The sequence below is a fragment of the Flavihumibacter stibioxidans genome (genome assembly GCF_014332695.1).
Lineage (GTDB): Bacteria > Bacteroidota > Bacteroidia > Chitinophagales > Chitinophagaceae > Flavihumibacter > Flavihumibacter stibioxidans.
The window spans coordinates 509,597-528,719 of record NZ_MBUA01000023.1; the positions used below are offsets into that span (position 1 = coordinate 509,597).

The following is a 19,123-nucleotide window of genomic DNA, read 5'->3' on the forward strand; positions in this document are numbered from 1 at the left end:
CGGTTTTATCCGCCTGTCCGTTTTGGCCTGGTTGCTGGCGTCGAAGGCTTTGTTGCCGGACGGGTGGCGGGCCTGGTTGCCGGTCTGGTTGCAGCTGGGCGGCTTTGCGGGCGGTTCCTTTCATAATTCTGTTGCCTGATCACCCCTCTTTCCCGCTGCTGGCTGGCACGATCCAGTTCCTTCATCCTTTCCTCGCCGGACCTGTCCGCAGGCTTCCAGACATTGGCCTTATTATCCCGCTGGTTCCATCCTCCTTCCTTTTCTCTCCGGTACACATTGCCGTCAGGGTCGGCAAATACATTGTTCTGTTCAGTACCGGGCCGGGTTGTTTCCCCACCGGGTCTCCGCTCAGGTCTTTTTACCGGTTTTGTTTCCGGCTTCGGCGCAGGTCTTGTTGCCGGTCTTTCAGTACCAGGCCTTTCGGTACCAGGCCTGGTTACAGTTCCGGGCGCAGGTCGCCGATCTGCATCCCGCGTTACCGTACCGGGCCTCCTGTTGTAAATATTGCCGCTGCCCGGACGGACCGGCGAGGGCCGTACCGATGGCCTGGGACCTGTTCCCCCCGGCCTTGTTGAAGGACGATAATGCCCATAATAACCGCCGTGGTAAGGCGGACGATACGGCGGCCTCCACATGGGCGGACCAAACCAGCCACCATAATAAGCTCTATATCCCCAGAAATCATAGCCAACATAGAGAAATCCGACATTGAAACCAACATTCATACTCCAGCCAGTCCATGGATTATAATTGAACCCGAATCCCCAGGTGACAGGCCTGGGATAATAATATGTGCCAAACCAGGGACGGTAATAGTAGCCGGTTCCATATACCACCGTGGGTCCATAGATATAGCTGCCCAGGTAACCGGGCGTGTACCCTACATACACATATTGGGGTGTGGCTTCATAGACGTACACATATTTCGTATGATAGGCGGCACAACTGGGCGGGATATTGTCCACATCCGCAGGCCGCTCGGTGGCTACGCTCCAGGGGCCCCTGGCACTGGCAGATTCAAACCAGATGCCGTTATCAACCGCATAATATTTTCCGTTTGACCTGATCACTGTGGAGGCGGTGTTGGTGGCCAGTTCAAGGCTGGTTCCCTCTATCCTTTCAAATATGGGATCACCATCATAACTGATCTCCGCTTTGGCGGTATTGCGATCCACTTTGGCCGTTTGGGGAATCTCCGTATCAATCCGTGCTTCTTGCGCAGCGGCAGTTCCTGCAACACTTGACAGGACCCCGTCCATTTCACTGCCCTCGGGAATTTTAGCAAAATCCGCCGGCAGTTCATCCGCGGATATATAGTTCCAGGGACCATTTATTCCGGTGGCCGCATACCAGCGGCCGGTCAGCAGGATATAAGTGCGCTGGGTATTGATGTCCTTGAATATTTCATTGTTGGTATTGCTTACAAATAACAGGGATGTTCCCTCGATGGTCTTGTATTGCGGTTCACCATTCGTTTGCAGCAATTCCGCCGGTTCGGTTTTAACAATGATTTCAGTGACCTGCGGATTGTCTGTGACAGCCTTTCCGCCATTCTCTTCCTTCTCCTGTTTCCTGACTTGCCTGTCTATGGACCTGAGTTTTTTGGTGAGTTTGGTATTCGGCTCCCAGCCATCCGTAACCGAATTCGATTTATACCAAAATCCGCCGGCATATAAATTCCACATACCGCCTTCCCGTAGGATCAGGTAAGGCGTATTCATCACCCGGTCCGCTTCAAGGTCTTCGTCTTTCCGGATCTTCGGTTCGCCATCAATCAGCACCAGTGTCGATGGCTTATTGGTAACGATGATCAGCGGAGCGTCGTTTTTAAAATTATCCTTAGGTCGGTGACCGGTTTCTTTTTCAATGGATGTCAGTAACTGGTCTATTGAAATTTCAAGCCGGGCATTCATAGCGGCGTCCTCAATCGCCCTTGCCAGGGCCGTGATCCTGCCTTCCTCTTCTATTCCGGGAAATTTAATATTGGTAACCTTGAAGAGTTCCAGGTCAGCCATCCGGTTGTCTCTCTCCGTGGATAAGGTCGCTTCATAGAACATGGCCCCGAAGACCGGCTCAGAACCGGCTTTTTCCTTTACAGACAGGGCACTCCTGCCAACAATCTTATTATTCTGATAGGATTCCGGCTGGGGCTGATAAATGGTCACAGAACCTCCCTCCTTCAGGGCAATCGTCTGGGGCCAGGTGGTTTGCGCGTTCACACCGCCAAAACCCAGGAGCAGAAGAAAAATGACCCTGCTCAGGTGATCCGTCATTCTTTTCATAACCATTGATTTGAAGTTCATTATTTTGGCTGGACAATGCCGCGGATATCCCCCATATAAGAGATGGGCTGCCTGCTGTTGGACTGGATTCGCAGATCAGCCGAACCATTGGGGAAAACGGTCAGGTAAACCGCCTGGATATCCGATACATCCCTTGGCCTGATGGTGATCTCCTTACGGTCGTTTTTGCCGGAAACCTCCTCATAAGAAAAATCCTTCGAAATGAATTTCATTCCCGCATCCGAGAGTATAGGCGCATTATAAGCCCTTCCGAAATAGGGAAGGTCTGCTTCCACCCTGTCTTTGGTTACCACCAATGTATAGTTTCCCGATACAATCCTTTGCCTGCCTCCGGTTGGCCTGACAAACTGCATGTTGAACTGGTATTGCTGTTCGGACAACAGTTGGGTGACCTGCTCGGGAGTGGCAATGGTAACGGCCTGCTGGCTTGAACAGGAGAATAGTAAGATGCCGGATATACATGCAAGGAGAATGGTCTTTAGTTTCATATAGTGTGCTTATAAAGGTGAGGAATACACGAAACCGCCACTAATGGAGAGCTATTTTTCCGGTAAAATTCAGGACCGAAGCAGTGAGCAAAAATCAATATTCAGTGAAGACAAATTTCCTTATTATTAAACAAATGCACTATAAAAAGTTGCATTACAACATGGTCTTAACGTTTCAGTTTTGTTGCTGCTGGCATATTCAGGGTTGGATGATGTCCTTTACACAACGGAACCCCACGTGGCTCATGCCGCTTTCCGGCGAGCTGCTCTGCCGGGCACTGGGACGGTATCGCTGGCAATAGGAATCATGACATAAAAAAGATCCTCCCTTCTGCACGCGCAAAGGAGTATATGGCTGGGAAGGATCGCGGCTTGATGCCGGTCCAGCCGGATTATCCTGCACTGCCCCCTCTTCGTATGTACGGAACAGGTATTTATCATACCAGTCCTGGCACCATTCCCACACATTACCCGCCATATCATAAAGCCCATAACCGTTAGGGGAAAACGATTTCACCGGGGCTGTGCGCTGGTATCCGTCTTTCTGCAGGTTCTGTGACGGGAACTTCCCCTGCCAGGTATTGGCGAAGACCCTTTCATCGGTTGGAGAGTCATCCCCCCACACATAATTTTTGCCCTGCAATCCGCCCCTGGCCGCGAATTCCCATTCTGCTTCGGTAGGAAGTCTTTTGCCTGCCCATTTGCAATAAGCCTGCGCATCGTTCCAGCTCACCTGCACCACGGGATGATCTTCCCGGCCTTCAATAGTGGAGCCAGGCCCCTCCGGCTGACGCCAGGTGGCGCCATGTTTCCAGGACCACCAGTTACTGATGTCATCCAGGGGCACTACCTGTTCGGGTGAACTGAACACCAGCGATCCGGGAACCAGGTCCTTCGGATCAGGGGGTGGGGTGCCCGGCGGCAACTGGGCCATGATCTCCTCCAGTACCGGTGCTTTTTCCGCATCGGTGATATAACCGGTAGCCATTACAAATGCTGCAAATTCCGTATTTGTCACTTCATGCTGGTCCATCCAGAACCCCCTGACCCTTACCTGGTGCGCGGGCCGCTCTTCTTCCCATGCCATCGGATCATCGGAACCCATCAGGAATTCCCCGCCGGGAATCCATACCATGCCGTCGGGGGCGGATTCAGGCGGGTGACTGCCGGCTTTAAACGCAGGGCCGGACTGAACAGACCTGCTTCTTAATACCAGCCAGGTGCCAAGGCCAGCCACAAGTAAAAGCAGGATATATAGGAAAAGTTTCTTCATGAATTTTATCCAATCAATTGCAATAAGCTAACCGGTAAAGCCCCGGCCTGCTGACCACCTACACCACCACCAGTTCATAAAAATCCTCCGGCACCAGGTACTTGTTCGCCAATGCCTTCAGCTCTTCCGCAGTGATGGATTTGATGGTTTGAATGCTGTCATAGAAATAATGCTCATCGAGGTCGTTCAGGATGATATTCTTCCAGCGCCCGATGATATGAAACGGACCATCCAGGTCTCCGAGGATGGAACCCATCAGGTAATTGCGCACCAGCATCAGTTCTTCATCATCCACCAGTTCATTGCGCAGGATCTCCATCTCCCTGTAAACTTCTGTAATGGTTGCCTCCGACACATCCTTGCCCGCTTCAGTTGAAACCATCCATGCGCTTTGCTGGATATGGTTCTGAAGGTAGCTGTAGATGCCGTAAGTATAGCCCTTGTCCTCACGGATATTGTTCATCAGTCTCGCGCCGAAAAATCCGCCGAAAACAGTGTTCAATACCTGTGCGCCAAAGAAATCGGGATGATGGCGGTTCGGGAAATGACGGGCCATGCGGATCGCGCCCTGCACACCATTCGGATCATTGCTGATCCTGAATTTTTTTTCACCGGATGATATTACAGGATGAATCACTTTCTCCGGCTCATTGGCATGCAGCGGAAGGTCACCAAAGTTCTGCTCAAGTAGTTCAAAGACGTTGGGGGGCAATTTACCGGCCACAAACAGGATGCATTTGCCATTGCGGTAATATTTGTCATAAAACGCTTTAATGGAATCCCTGTCCAGGGCGGCCAGGTCTTCAAAGCGACTGTAACGTCCGTATGGATGGTCGAAGCTGAAAAGATATTCATCGATCAGTCGGTTGGCAACAAAATCATTCTTCTTCAGGTTCACTTCCAGTCGCTGTTTGTTGTTCTGCTGGTAGAGCGCCAGTTCCTCTTCGGGGAATACCGCATCTGTCAGCAGCTCCCTCACTACCGGCAATAATTTCGGCAGGTGCTTGGTCAGTCCCTGGAGGGCGATGGAAGCGGTTTCATTATAACAGGCACGCGTAAGCGCAGCTCCGTAATAATCAAAATGTTCATTGATCTGGAAAGCTGTTTTGGTGCTGGTGCCATTTTTCAGCAGGAAGTTGGCAGCGGGTGCCACCAGGTTCTGATTTTCAAACCAGTTGCCTGCGCTGAAGACCCATTCCACCTGAATTACTTCTTCTGCGCCGGCGTTCACGGCATATACTTCCACGCCGTTCTTCAGCACGTATTTATCGTAAGGTTTGAGCCGCAGGTCAAATTCAACGGCATCTTTTATCGGGGGGGCAATTTTTCTGTTTACCATTTTGTGTTTGTCATGATTCTGCGTAAGCAGGGGATTTGGAGCAAGGTTGGTTTTAGCCTTCTCACCCCTTACTCCTGTAATACAATGTATGACTGTTCTTCTCTTCAAAGATCCGCTTGCTTTCGCGCACGATGTCATCCGCTGTTACTGCATAATATTTTTCGAGTTCTGTGTTCATCAGTTGTGCGTCGCCAAGCAGTTCATAATAAGCCAGGCTGGCAGCGCGGTTCATTACACTCATGTCCTCAAAAGCCATGGTGCTTTCCGTTTTGTTTTTCACCTTTTCCAGCTCGGCTGTGGTTACTCCTTCAGCGATCAGTTTGTCGATCTGCTGCTGTACGGCTGCTTCCGCCGCTTCAGGCGTTACACCCTTCACCAGTTTACCGTCAATGCAAAGCAGTCCCGCATCGGTTGAACCGAAATGGTAACAATCAATATTGGTGAACAACTGCTGTTCCTTTACGAGCGACTGATACAACCTGGAAGAAGCCCCGCTGCCCATGATATCGGTGATGAGATCCACGGTGTAGTAACGGGAATCCATACGCGAAGGCATATGCCAGGTCTTCAGGAAAGCATCTACGGGAACATCGGCTGTGATGTCCATCCTTCGGGCAGCCTGCTGTTCGGGCTCCTGCGGCACGCTGCGGTTATATTTCTCGCCGGCCGGTATGTCTCCAAACCACTTTACCGCCAGCTCATAAACCTGCTCGGTTACGATATTACCTGCCACCACCAGGATGGCGTTGGCGGGATTATAATGTTTGCGGAAAAAATTCTTTACGTCTTCCAGCGTGGCGTCTTCCACATGCTTCAATTCCTTCCCGATGGTCATCCACTTGTAGGGATGCTGTTCGTAGGCCATCTCCCGCATCTTAAACCAGATATCGCCATAAGGACGATTGATATAATGTTCCTTGAATTCCTCGCAGACCACTTTGCGCTGGACTTCGAGACTTTTTTTGCTGAAAGCCAGGCTCAGCATGCGGTCGCTCTCCAGCCAGAAAGCGGTTTCAATATTGGCGGAAGGCAACTGGCAGTAATAATTGGTGAGGTCATTGGTGGTATACGCATTGTTTTCACCTCCTGCTTTCTGCAGCTCATCGTCGTACTCGGGAATATTGATACTGCCCCCGAACATCAGGTGTTCAAACAAATGTGCAAACCCGGTCCTCTCGGGATCTTCATCCCTTGCACCCACATCATATAAAACATTCACCACAGCCATCGGGGTGGCAGAATCTTCGTGTACCAACACCCTCAGCCCGTTCGGTAATACAAATCTTGAAAACTGGATCATAGTCAAAAATGCGTCCTTTTCAACGCGCCTGCAAGTTACACCCAAATGCCCAATACCTTTCATTGCCGGCCGGCCCCATTCACCTTTTCACTTCTTCACTTCTTCTTCTTCAAAATACTTCCCACCCTCATATACAACTCCTCCAGGTCTCCATCCTTTTTCCTCACCACCAGGAATTTCAGCCTGATGCCCACCTGCTGTAACATATTACGGTATTCCTGAATGTTTCTCGACATATTATTATTTACCGCGATGATGATATCACCCTCCAGGAAACCTGCTTTTTCTGCAGGTGATCCGGGCATGATATCCGTAACGGTCACCTGGCCATTGATAAAATAAAACCCGAGGCCGGTATAGGCATAGTCGAAGGCATCGCGGTAATGCCGGTTGGGTACCAGGTAGATATCACGCCGTTCATAATTCAGGATCACATTGAAACGGCGGAGCAGGTCGTTGCCGATCAGTCCGCCCAGGTAGGGGTAGGAAGTAACATTGAACTCATCCTCGAAAATGAATGTCGGCACTTTCCGGAACCGGTAGGGGCCAATCCGGAATTCTTTGGTGGTGGTGATTTTCATGAAAGCCTTCCCCCCCAGCCCTTCGGCCTGGGTCATATAAATCTTTTTCTTCTTGCTGTACAGGCTGCTGTCCCCCACAAAATCCTCGGTGAGCAACAGGGATAGTCCGGCACCGGTGTCAAAGAAAAACCGGGTGGTGATATCGGCTTCATCCCTGATTCGGTTGATGGTTACCGGTATCGTGGCCAGATTGGGTTTCACCAGGTATCCGCCTTTTGGATATTTCATATATCCTTTCGAATAGATGTACACGCGGTTGGTATCGTAATCCAGCTTCACGATATAGCGGGAGAAAAAACTGTACCCGATGATGCCGTCAATATTCTCACCATATACACTGTGCAGGATCTCGTAATCATTGATGTGGAAATTCAGGCTGTCAACCGTCAGTCCGGGAAAATGCAGGCTGTGGTTGTTGGCAAACCTTACTTTTTTGATTCCCGCGATGCCGCGGATGGTGCGGTCGGTAGCCTCACTCGGGATCTTCAAACGGTCCACGGTACCGGAATCCAGCGAAATGCCGCCGCTGCCGGTATCCAGGATAAAATTGAGGGAGTCGGGATACTGATCAAGCTTGGCCCGCACCATTACGACACCACCGCTGTATTGCCGGAATTTAAAATTTGTGATCAGCTGGGCTGCGGGCCTGGAAAAATATTCCTGCGCTGCAGCGGGCTGGATAAAACTGCAGGTGAGGATAATGGCGGTAAAAATGGCAAGTATAGATCGCACATTATGAATTTACTACCTATTTAATCAGTATCAATGCCGTTGGTCATAAAATATCCGTCACATTCCAACATTCAAAGACCTAATTTTGTTCCTCCATTTATAAGCTGATGCCCATGCAATTATCCGAGCTCTACCGTAAGGCAAAAAATTTTGAGTTCCTGTCCGCTGAAGAAGGGGTTTACCTCTTTCACCATGCCCCCCTGACCGATCTCATGAACATCGCGGATGAGCTGAGGAAGATCCAGGTGCCCCATGGCAAGGTAACCTGGATCATCGACCGCAACATGAACACCACCAATGTTTGTATTGCGAATTGCAAGTTTTGTAATTTCTATCGCATCCCCGGACACGCGGAAGCCTATATTACCGATATCGAAACCTATAAGGAGAAGATTGCCGAAACCTTCCGCTATGGCGGTGAACAACTCCTGCTGCAGGGTGGCCATCACCCCGAACTGGGGCTGGACTACTACACCAGCCTCTTCAGGCAGTTGAAACAGCTTTTCCCCAACCTGAAACTGCATACCCTGGGGCCACCTGAAGTGGCGCATATCTGCAAGCTCGAAAAGAAATCACACCATGAAGTGCTGACGGCTCTCAAGGAAGCGGGCATGGATTCCCTGCCGGGTCCCGGTGCCGAGATCCTGATCGACCGTGTTCGCCGCCTTATCAGCAAGGGGAAATGCGGTGCGCAGGAATGGCTGGATATCATGCACGAAGCGCATAAGATCGACCTCACCACTTCCGCCACCATGATGTTCGGGCATGTGGAGACCATCGAAGAAAGATTCGAACACCTGGTGAAACTGCGCGAAGTGCAAAGCCGCAAGCCAGAGCATGCAAAGGGTTTCATCGCTTTTATACCCTGGACTTTCCAGGATGTGGACACCCTGCTGGCGCGGATCCGCGGTGTGCAGAACCTGGTGACCCCGGAAGAATATATCCGCATGATCGCCCTGAGCCGCATCATGCTGCCCAATGTGAAGAATATCCAGGCCAGCTGGCTGACGGTTGGCAAGGAAGTGGCGCAGCTTTGCCTGCATGCGGGCGCCAACGATTTCGGCAGCATCATGATCGAAGAAAACGTGGTCAGTGCCGCCGGCGCCCCGCACCGCTTCACCTACCGCAGCATCCAGGACGCCATCCGCGAAGCCGGTTTTGAACCCCAGCTCCGCAACCAGCAATACGAATTCCGCGAACTGCCCGCTGCCATCGAAGAGCAGGTGATCACCTATTAAATTTTTCACCCGTCGGGTGGCACCCGACGGGTGAAGTTTAGGTGTCTGACATGTGGTGTCTGACATCTGGGGGAGTGGAATCGTGAAATAATAGATGTCAGACACCACATGTCAGACACCTACCCCTACTTATACTTCAAATGCAATGAGATGATATTCGACTGCAAGGTATTACTGCGGGTATAATGCCCGTAGCGCAACTCCAGGCTGTTGAAATGTTTGATCCCGAATACCCCCGCCGGTGGCGCCAGCCGGATACCCGAACCAAAGAAATGACTGTTGAATTCCGAGAGGTCATAATTGCTGGTGTAGTAATCCTGACCGGCTTTGTGTGCGGCATAGGGCCTGAAATAATCCACCGCCGTCTGCCGGTAATACCGGTAAAACGGACTCACGGAAAAGAAGGGCGACACCTTGATGGCCGTTTCCAGGCTGGCCGTATGGGCCTTCAAGCCCCAGTTATCCATATAATAGCGGTAATAGCCCCTCAGCACCAGGTGATCCCCCACAAAATAATTGGCCCGAAAACCGAGCGGCAGCTTGAACCTGCTGTCCGGCAATCGCTCCACATGCACGGAACCATCGTCGAAATAGGTCCGGTTGAAAGGCAGTGACAAATAACCGGTTTGCTGCACCAGGTCCAGCAGGAACATCAGCTGCAGGCGCTGGTTCACGATCTGCGACCAGGAAAAAGTACCGCTGAAGGAATTACGTGCATCCGACCCGGTTTTCAACTTTTCCGGTGATGCCCCGTCTCTCAGTTCCATCGGGTAGATCAGGTGGATCTGATCGAGATAAACCTGCGCCTTGGCGGAAAACTCGCCCATGCGGTTTTTGGTCTTTTTGGAAAAATGCCCGTTCACGCCAATGGATGTATAATCATATTCCGCCGAAAACGAGGCGCCCACCCCGAATTCAGTTCCCTTCTTTTCGTTCTCACGACTGAAGGCCAGTGTTGGGTACACACGGGTATCCGCATACGAAGCGGAGGTCAGGGTCTTGGGATCGATCTTGTCGGAAGAGGCAGAAGTGTAGTGGTCTATTCCCAGGTCCAGCGACCAGGTCTGCTTGCGATATTTTTTATCATAGCGGTTCAGCTTAATCTCCAGGGAGTTGGAAATATCCGTCAGCTTCTGCGAACCGATGCCGCCGGTTACCGCAGCATGATCACCTTCCTGGTGGTAATAGCTCGATACCAGGTTAATCTCTTCTATCTTCAGTTTCCTCGACTGGTAAACGCTGTCTGGTTTCGGCTGCGAAAACGCCGCCAGAATGCCCAGGTACAGACCGATGACGGTCAGTGAAATTTTTTTCATACTTATGGATTGATGATCAATTACAGCCGCAGCCCCCGCCCGACTTGCCCGCATTGGCACCGGATGCGCCTTCACGGTAGGATTGAAAACTCAGTTCTGTCTTTTCGATCTTGCGGTTACCGAGTACCATCTCCGCATCGTTCAGCCGGCTTTTCTGGTACTCTTTTACGTTTGTGCATGCGGGTAAGATCATCGTGAGAAGTCCGCCCGTCAGCAATGTTAAAAGAATTGGTTTCATTTGAGTGTTATATTCTTTGATGTATAAATCCTGTTGTGGTCGTCGATGATAATACAGGCGATCTGCTGCATCTGGTTGATCAAGTCCAGTCCCACTCTGATACCCATCACCATCACCGGTGTGGCCATAGCGTCGGCGATTTCGGCAACGGGACTAATAATCGTTACGCTCCTGATGCCGCTCACCGGAAATCCTGTTTTCGGATCGATGGTATGCGAATACCTCCTGCCGCAGATCTCCACAAATTTTTCATAGTTGCCCGAAGTGGCCACCGACATATCCGTGATGTCCATATAGGAAAAGGGATGGCCTGCCGAATCGGGATCCGCGATGCCGATGGTCCATGGTTTGCCATCGGGCTGCAATCCCCAGGTGCTGAGGTCTCCGGAGGCGTTGACAATGCCGCTCCGGATGCCGGCTTTCTGTAAAACCATCTTCGCCCGGTCCGCCGCATAACCCTTTCCGATACCGCCAAAACCTATGCGCATGCCTTTTTCTTTTAGAAATACCGTGCTGGCTTTTTCATCCGGGATGATGTTCCGGTAATTGATCAGCCGCACCATCTGGCGGGCAATGGCGGGGTCGGGCAGGGCCGTCATGCTGGTATCGAAATTCCAGAGTCTTTTGTCAATAGATCCGTAACTGATATCGAAAGCACCCTGGGTAAGGCGCGAGATCTTTAACGCGCGGATGATCAGTTCAACTACTTCCTGATCAACTTTCACCGGGCGGATACCCGCCGCATCATTGATTTGGTTCACCTGGCTATCGGGCCGGAAAGTAGTCAGCAAGGCTTCAATGCGGCGAATTTCCAGCACCGCCAGTTCAATGGCTTTTTCTGCCCTATCCGCATCTTCTGCCACCACGCTTATTTCAAAACGATTCCCCATCAACTTCAGGGTTCTCCTGAAGAGATTGTCGCCTGTGATTTGAAAGTTATCAGGGGCGGCTGGCATCCAATTGTTTGAGTTGGGAAACAAAACCTTCCGCGTCCATATTGGGATAACCCTCCCAGGACTTGATAACCCTGCCATCGGCGGAGAGCAGGAGAGTCATGGGGAAACTGCCTTTGGTATTGTATTGTTCCGCGAGTTTATCGTTGTGGGACTGCTGTGCAGCCGGGAGCTGGTTCTTTTTGGCCCGGGGAAAATCCGCATTCACCAGTACCAGCCTTGCTGCAGCAAACTGGCTGAAAGTGTCGCTGGCAAAGATTTCCTTTTTCAGGCGGATACAGGGGCCACACCAGTCGGAGCCCGAAAAATTGAGCAGTATCAGTTTCTGTTCCTTCGAGGCCTGGTCTTTCGCTTTTTCAAAATCATTGCCCCACTGTGCGGCGGGGGCAAACCAAAACATGGCCGAAATCAAAAGGATCCACTTCATTCAGGAGAATTTGACTGCAAATTACCCTTGCCTTGCCCCCCAAAAAGTAATATATATCACTTAGGGAAACTTTAACGGTCGTTCACCCGTCGGGTGGCACCCGACGGGTGAGGAACCCGCCAGCCGTAAAATAATCCCTGAAAAACTCCCCACCGGCGGGGACGACCGAGGTCTTCGCCTGTTCACCCGTCGGGTGCCACCCGACGGGTGAACAGGGGGCATACAACCCCGGGGGCGGAAATTCCGTCTGATAATCGCCCATCCGGTCACCTAACCGGGTGGCTCGTACAACATGTCAATGGTTAAATCTACACCCTCCCTCGCCCTCTGCCTGGCACTGGATGCCGTGGGATATTTTACCTATGCCGTTCCCTTCCTGGGTGAATTCGGCGACATCATCTGGGCGCCCATATCGGGACTCCTGTTCTATAAATTATTCGGAGGCGGCTTCAAAGGTGCCATTGGCGGACTCTTTGGTTTCGCAGAAGAAATCCTGCCCTTTACCGACTTCATCCCAACCTTCACGCTGGGCTGGATCATGAGCCGAGTCGGAAAACGAAAAACCTCCCCGGTCACCATTACCCTACCGGCTCACCGCAAATGATACGGCATAGCGCAGGTCCTTGCGGGCACGCAACCCCCTGGGAAGTACCAGCGTGGTATTGCCCCCGCTGCTTTCCGCTTTAATCCGCGCGCGCTTATCCGCCAGGCAAACAAGTTTTGCCCCGGCAGGTAACTCATAGCCAGGCAAAACAATCTTTTCCGGCAGGTTTACCACCCCCTTGTCATCCCCCGCCAGGAAAATAAAGTCACGTTGCCCATCCTTCGATTGCAGGAAAAACAGCCCATCCTTTTCATGCGGCGCCAGGGGAACAGTGCCATAAATCGCCTCGCCGTTTACCTTCATCCAGTCGCCGATTTCGGCCAACCGCGCATAGGCATCGGGGTCAAAATCACCCTCCGGCGAAGGACCGATATTCAACAACAAACTACCGCCACGCGAAACGATCTTTAATAACATGCCAATGATCTCCTGCGCAGGCTTGTACCGGTCACCCGGCACATAACTCCAGGAAGTTCCCATCGTGATACAACTCTCCCAGGGATAATCCAATACTCCCGGCGGAATGGTCTGCTCCGGCGTGACATAATTCTCAAACTCGCCCCCCACCGTGCGATCCACCACCAGCAACCCGGGTTGCTTTGCCCTGCCCGCCGCGGCCACCGTACGCATATCAATATCCTGCTCATACGGAATCGTACGCTGCCAGGAAATACTCGTATCAATGGTGTGATAAGGCCGCACCCAGCCACCATCCAGCCAGAGAATATCCACCCTGCCGTAATCCGTCATCAACTCATCAATCTGTCGGTGCGTGAACTGTTTGAAAGCATCCCATTTCTCCGGATGTTTCTTCGGATCGTAATTCGTATTCCTGTCCTTCGGCGGAAAATAGGGCCACCAGTAATTAGGGTCATGCCAGTCGGGTTTCGAAAAATATGCCCCGATCATGAACTCATCCTTCCGGAATACCTCAAACACTTCCTTCGCGATATTGGCTTTCGGATTTGAACTGAACGGCGTATTGGGCGAAGTAATCCTATAATCGGTCTGCCTGGTATCGAACATGCTGAACCCATCGTGGTGCTTGGTGGTGAAGACCACATACTTCATACCCGCATCCTTTGCCGCCCTGGCCCATTTCGCGGGATCAAACTGCACCGGGTTAAAGGTCTTCTGCAATCCTTCATACGCTTTTTTGTAGCCATCATAGGTGGCAGAATAGGGTCCGCGCCTGACCGTCCAGCCTTCATCCTCGGGACAGATACTCCAGCTTTCCACCACACCCCACTGGCTGTAAATGCCCCAGTGCATGAAGAGCCCGAACTTCAGGTCCTGCCACTGCGCCAGTTTCTCTTTCACCAAAGGATCGGTGGGAACAATGTACTCATGCGAGAAATTATGCTGCTGGGCGGACAGACCCAGGGAGCAGCCGGTCATCACCAGTCCGGCAAGGATTTGTTTGATGCTATTCATATAGATGGCCATGCATCAATTTAATCAAGCCATTTGAATTATTCACTGTCTAATCCTTTAAAACAGCATGCAGGATAAAAATGAACAAGAAATTAAACCAATTAATGTATTCCGGCACGGGCTATTGTCGTAAAATCGTAGCCACTTAAGCAGCCTGTAATATGAATCGCCTCCTCGCACTCACCATAACACTATTCATCGGTGCCTCCTCCGCGCACAGCCAATCCATCCCTCCTTATAAAAACCCGAAACTGCCCATAGAAACCAGGGTAAAAGACTTGCTGACGCGAATGACACCCGAAGAAAAATTCTGGCAGTTGTTCATGATCCCGGGCGACCTGGATAAGGCGGCACCAGAACAATACAGGAACGGATTATTCGGGTTCCAGGTCAGCGCCGCATCAAAGGGTGATGCAGGCGGACAACTACTCTCCTACAACACCTCCGAAGACCCGCTGGCACTGACCAGGAAAATCAATGCCATCCAGAAATATTTCGTGGAGCAAACCCGGTTAGGGATTCCCGTTATAGCCTTCGATGAAGCCCTGCATGGTTTGGTGCGGGATGGCGCCACCGCCTTTCCGCAGGCAATAGCGCTGGCTGCCACCTGGGATACCACACTGATGGGCAAGGTTGCCCATGCCATCGCAACCGAAACCAAAGCGAGGGGAATACGCGATATCCTCACCCCCGTAGTGAATATCGCTGCCGACCCGCGCTGGGGCCGCACAGAGGAAACCTATGGCGAAGACCCCTTCCTTTCAAGTGCGATGGGAGTCAGCTTTGTAGGGGCTTTTGAACGAATGGGCATCATCACCACTCCCAAACATTTTATCGCCAATGTGGGTGATGGCGGCCGCGACAGCTACCCGATCCATATGAATGAAAGATTGCTGGAAGAGATATACCTGCCCCCATTTAAGGCAGCCATTCAAAAGGGAGGCTCCCGATCCATCATGACATCCTACAACTCCCTGGACGGCATCGCCAGCTCTTCCAACCACTGGCTGCTGGAAGAAAAACTGAAAAAGGAATGGGGCTTTACCGGCTTTGTGATTTCCGATGCCAATGCCGTTGGTGGTGAAGTCGTATTACACAACACCTCAAAGGATTATGCCGAATCAGGTAAACACGCCATCAGCAACGGAATGGATGTCATCTTCCAGACCGATTACAACCATTACAAATTATTCCAGCCTCCCTTCCTGAATGGCGCCATCGATTCCGGCCGCATCAACGACGCAGTGGCCCGGGTTTTACATGCAAAATTTGAACTGGGATTATTCGAACAGCCATATGTAACCGAAGACCTGGTGAAGGAGTTGCTCAAAAACAAAATCCATAAACCATTGGCCAGGCAGGCAGCAAGGGAGTCATTTGTCTTACTCAAAAATGCCGCCCATACACTGCCTTTAAACCCGGATATCAAAAGCATTGCCGTTATCGGCGCCGAAGCAATAGCAGGCAGACTGGGCGGCTACAGCGGTAAAGGCAATGGCACGGTCAACATGTTGGATGGCATCAGGCAAAGAGCGGGAAAGATTCGCGTTGAATTTGCAGAAGGAGCAGGTATCCAGGAAAGCAACTGGAACATAGTCCCGGCAACAGCCCTGAGTTCCGGGGGGCAACCCGGACTGAAAGCTGTCTATTTCAAAAATGTAAGCCTGGCGGGACCACCGGTACTCAGCCGGCAGGACAGGGAACTCAATTTTTCCTGGACTCTCTTTGGTCCATCGGAAGAAACAGGCAACAATTTCTATTCCGCCAGATGGACGGGAAAGATCAGCGCACCCGAAACCGGTACCTTCAACATCGGACTGGATGGTAATGACGGCTACCGTTTATGGCTCGACAACAAACTGGTCATCGACAACTGGAGAAAACAAAGCTACCGCACCAGTTTAACGGATTTCAATTTTGAAAAGGGCAAGTCCTATGACATCAAAGTGGAGTTCCATGAGCCGGTGGCGAACGGAAGTATCCGACTGATCTGGACGGCGGCACAGCCAAACGATCGCCATAAAAAAATCAGCGAGGCGGTGGCCCTCGCAAAGCGATCAGACATTGCCGTTATAGTGGCGGGTATTCATGAGGGTGAGTTCCAGGACCGCGCTTTTCTTTCCCTGCCCGGAGCACAGGAAGACCTGATCAGGGCGGTGGCTGCAACCGGTAAACCCGTGGTGGTATTGCTTACGGGAGGCAGCGCCATCACCATGAGCAACTGGCTCAACCAGGTAAATACCGTGATGATGGCCTGGTATCCCGGGGAAGAAGGCGGACATGCTGTGGCGGATGTGTTGTTCGGCGATTACAATCCGGCCGGCAGATTACCCATTACTTTCCCCGTGCACGAAAGCCAGCTCCCGCTGGTGTACAACCATAAGCCAACGGGCCGGGGTGATGACTACCACAACCTCAGCGGGCAACCCCTGTTCCCCTTCGGATATGGACTAAGTTATACTGATTTTGAATACAGCGATCTCCGTATGTCCTCCGCCAGCATCAAAGCCACAGACACTCTGCGCATCAGTTTCAAAGTCCGCAACACCGGTAAACTGGCCGGGGAAGAAGTGGTTCAGCTTTATGTCCGTGATCTGCTGTCCTCGGTAGCAAGGCCGGTGCTGGAACTAAAAGCCTTCCGCCGACTTCACCTGCAATCCGGTGAAAAAAGCCAGGTAAGTTTTACCATCGGCAGCGAAGAATTAAGCATGCTCAACCGGGAACTCCAAAGAGTGGTGGAACCGGGTGAATTCCGCTTCCTGATCGGATCTTCTTCCCGGGATATCCGGCTGAAAGGATCTGTAATCGTGCAGGAATAACGGTTACCCTCCAAACAAAAGCCGGCCGCTCCTCTCGGAACGACCGGCTGATTGCTACTAAGTAAGGTGTCTGACATGTGGTGTCTGACATGTAGTGTCTGACATCTATGATTTCTGAATCCGTAAATCTCAGATGTCAGACACCACATGTCAGACACCTAAGTATTATGGCTTCTGAGCCCACCAGAGCGGAGTCAGGTTATCATCCGGACCGCCCAATAAACCAACGGCCTGGTTGTAACCTGCCTGGTTGCTGGATGACAGGCTGGAAGGATACTTGATCCGCTGCGGGAAAAAATTCACCTGGCTGGTTTTGTAATTAGCCGCAGTCAGTGCAGGCATGTTAACCAGTGGTCTTTCAATGGCCGGGTTCTCAAAGAACGGCAGGCCAAGGCGACGGTGATCATTCCAGGTTTCCAGGGGAAGCCATGGGTTCTGGGCAATGAATTTCTGGGTGATGATCTTGGTGATGAGATCATTACGAACCGCGCCACCCTTGTACAGGTTGTTTACAGGGTAGTTAACAGTAACTGTACCAGGAGTATTCGTATAACCATTAACGTAAGTCATGGTCCGGGTGTTTCCGGGTTCAGCAGTATGTGTCCAGCTTACAGAAGTACCATTCCTGTTGTAGGAAGTAGATGCCTTGTAGGCTGCAGCAAAATTGCTCACGCCCCAATACTCAAAGCTGGCACTGATACCTGCTTCATACGCATCTTGTCCGGACATAGGTACGGCCCATCCGCGGGCAGCGCCTTCCGCCAGCAGGAAATAAGTTTCCCAGTTGGCGAAGAACATGCGCTTGTTGGAACTATTCCTGAACTTATGGGCCAGCCTTGGCATAGCACCATTGTAAGCACGCACCTGGTTTTTGGCACCCTTGGAACCCCAGTCGCCATTCACGGAAGCATTCCAGGTATTCTTGGCATCAATGGTCTTCACCACGGCACCCGCATCATCCACGAGGTTACGCTGGGTAGTCTTTGCCGACTGGTCCCATGATGGATAAGCATTGAAATCAGGATTGGTCACATCGCCCGGAATCACGAAGGCCTTATATGCCCTGGGATCCACGATCTCAGGCAAACCATCCAGCCAGTATCCTGCATAAGGATCGTTGGTCATGGAAGTGAAGTGGTCATCCAGCTTCAGGCCGATATAGTCAATCGGCTTAATGGCGGCAATTTTGTCTGCACCCGTTACCTGGTCTGCAGTCGGAATTCCACCCAAACCAATCATCACTTTGTGCTGGGTAGCAGAAAGCGGGAAGTAGTTCCACTCCCTGGTCATCACACCAGTAAGCGCATCCCATCCAGTTTTCTCCTGGATCTGGTAGTTCTCACCAGCAGTTAACAACAATGGCAGGGCAGCCGCCGCTTCAAACTCGGACTTGGCCTTGGTCTGGTCAACTTCAGAGAGGCGCATGGCCAAACGCAGCCGCATGGAGTTGGCATATTTCTGCCACTTCGCATAATCAAAGCCGTAAGCCAGGTCGAATTTGGCATCCGGCTTGGTAGCCTGAAGATCCAATTTGGAAGAAGCGTCTTTCAGTTCCTCCAGCATGAAATAGTAAACATCCTTTACGGAACTGAATTCGGGGTTGGTGCCCTGGAAAGCATTCACCGGAATAGGTCCGAATGTATCGGCCAGTTCACTCATCAGGTAAGCCCTCCAGATACGCGCAATCTGCATCAGGTTGTTGGTGTAGGACTTGCCGGTACCATTGGCAATCTGCCGCTCGGCTACCTGAATACCAGTGGTGATGGCATTGAGCCAGCCACCCATATATCCACTGCCGTAATAATCACTGGACCAGCCGTCGTTATGGGTCCCGGTGGAAATACCACCACCCAGTTGCTGGTGTCCGGCGGTTTTCCAGTACAGCACGAAGATTCGCTCAGCAATGTGCGGATCCTGCTGTGCGCTCATGATGGCATTGTTAATAAAATATTCTACCTGTACCTGGTCTTCAGTCACCAGGTAGGGGTCTTCGTTTATTTCTTCAAATTTGCTGCAGCCAGACAACACAGAGGTCGATAGAGCCAGCATGGCAGCGTATTTATATAATGCTTTCATAT

General features: G+C 51.5%; 15 protein-coding genes. 3 read left to right on the plus strand and 12 right to left on the minus strand.

All coding sequences use genetic code 11. The annotated features are described in order from the left end of the window. Positions 1-5 precede the first annotated feature (5 nt). The 6 genes from BC349_RS13585 to BC349_RS13610 all read right to left on the minus strand — a co-directional run bounded on the left by BC349_RS13585 (position 6) and on the right by BC349_RS13610 (position 8,016). Positions 6-2,282, minus strand: coding sequence for a hypothetical protein (locus BC349_RS13585; protein ID WP_187257311.1), 2,277 nt, complete (start codon positions 2,280-2,282; stop codon positions 6-8). 20 nt (positions 2,283-2,302) lie between these two features. After that, positions 2,303-2,791 carry a DUF4251 domain-containing protein gene (locus tag BC349_RS13590; protein ID WP_187257312.1) on the minus strand — a complete coding sequence of 163 codons (489 nt, stop codon included), beginning with the start codon at positions 2,789-2,791 and terminating at the stop codon, positions 2,303-2,305. A 199-nt stretch (positions 2,792-2,990) separates the two neighbouring features. Beyond that, positions 2,991-4,064, minus strand: a complete 1,074-nt coding sequence (locus BC349_RS13595) for a formylglycine-generating enzyme family protein (RefSeq protein WP_187257313.1) — start codon at positions 4,062-4,064, stop codon at positions 2,991-2,993. 58 nt (positions 4,065-4,122) lie between these two features. Next, entirely contained in the window at positions 4,123-5,511 is a 1,389-nt protein-coding gene (locus BC349_RS13600; protein ID WP_246456941.1) for a M16 family metallopeptidase, read from the minus strand. Next, the gene (locus tag BC349_RS13605; protein ID WP_187257314.1) at positions 5,465-6,703 is read right to left on the minus strand and encodes a M16 family metallopeptidase; all 1,239 of its coding nucleotides are present in this window, start codon (positions 6,701-6,703) and stop codon (positions 5,465-5,467) included. Before BC349_RS13605 ends, BC349_RS13600 begins: the two co-directional genes overlap by 47 nt. A 95-nt stretch (positions 6,704-6,798) precedes the next feature. Next, on the minus strand, positions 6,799-8,016 hold the full coding sequence (locus BC349_RS13610; protein ID WP_343063718.1) for an aspartyl protease family protein: 1,218 nt from the start codon (positions 8,014-8,016) through the stop codon (positions 6,799-6,801). A gap of 113 nt (positions 8,017-8,129) precedes the next feature. Between BC349_RS13610 and mqnC the strand changes: the two genes are divergently transcribed. After that, entirely contained in the window at positions 8,130-9,254 is a 1,125-nt protein-coding gene (mqnC, locus tag BC349_RS13615) for a cyclic dehypoxanthinyl futalosine synthase (RefSeq protein WP_187257315.1), read from the plus strand. Positions 9,255-9,379: 125 nt separating this feature from the next. On the opposite strand, the gene BC349_RS13620 is transcribed toward mqnC, so the two are convergent. Genes BC349_RS13620 through BC349_RS13635 form a run of 4 tightly spaced genes read right to left on the minus strand, consistent with a single transcriptional unit; the run spans position 9,380 to position 12,188 of the window. Further along, complete coding sequence (locus tag BC349_RS13620) at positions 9,380-10,570, minus strand: DUF3570 domain-containing protein (RefSeq protein WP_187257316.1); 1,191 nt, start codon at positions 10,568-10,570, stop codon at positions 9,380-9,382. 16 nt (positions 10,571-10,586) lie between these two features. Next, complete coding sequence (locus BC349_RS13625; RefSeq protein WP_187257317.1) at positions 10,587-10,808, minus strand: DUF4266 domain-containing protein; 222 nt, start codon at positions 10,806-10,808, stop codon at positions 10,587-10,589. Further along, positions 10,805-11,764, minus strand: a complete 960-nt coding sequence (locus tag BC349_RS13630; RefSeq protein ID WP_187257318.1) for an FAD:protein FMN transferase — start codon at positions 11,762-11,764, stop codon at positions 10,805-10,807. Before BC349_RS13630 ends, BC349_RS13625 begins: the two co-directional genes overlap by 4 nt. Further along, complete coding sequence (locus BC349_RS13635; protein ID WP_187257319.1) at positions 11,748-12,188, minus strand: thioredoxin family protein; 441 nt, start codon at positions 12,186-12,188, stop codon at positions 11,748-11,750. Before BC349_RS13635 ends, BC349_RS13630 begins: the two co-directional genes overlap by 17 nt. 298 nt (positions 12,189-12,486) lie before the next feature. Here BC349_RS13635 and BC349_RS13640 point away from each other — a divergent pair, with 298 nt between their 5' ends. Then, positions 12,487-12,792, plus strand: coding sequence for a hypothetical protein (locus tag BC349_RS13640; RefSeq protein ID WP_187257320.1), 306 nt, complete (start codon positions 12,487-12,489; stop codon positions 12,790-12,792). Here the strand turns inward: BC349_RS13640 and BC349_RS13645 are convergent. Then, the gene (locus BC349_RS13645) at positions 12,772-14,238 is read right to left on the minus strand and encodes an alpha-L-fucosidase (protein WP_222840175.1); all 1,467 of its coding nucleotides are present in this window, start codon (positions 14,236-14,238) and stop codon (positions 12,772-12,774) included. The genes BC349_RS13640 and BC349_RS13645 overlap by 21 nt on opposite strands. Positions 14,239-14,387: 149 nt before the next feature. On the opposite strand from BC349_RS13645, the gene BC349_RS13650 reads away from it, so the two are divergent. Continuing rightward, positions 14,388-17,045, plus strand: coding sequence for a beta-glucosidase (locus BC349_RS13650; protein ID WP_187257321.1), 2,658 nt, complete (start codon positions 14,388-14,390; stop codon positions 17,043-17,045). A gap of 165 nt (positions 17,046-17,210) precedes the next feature. On the opposite strand, the gene BC349_RS13655 is transcribed toward BC349_RS13650, so the two are convergent. Further along, on the minus strand, positions 17,211-19,121 hold the full coding sequence (locus BC349_RS13655; RefSeq protein WP_187257322.1) for a SusD/RagB family nutrient-binding outer membrane lipoprotein: 1,911 nt from the start codon (positions 19,119-19,121) through the stop codon (positions 17,211-17,213). Positions 19,122-19,123: the final 2 nt, after the last annotated feature.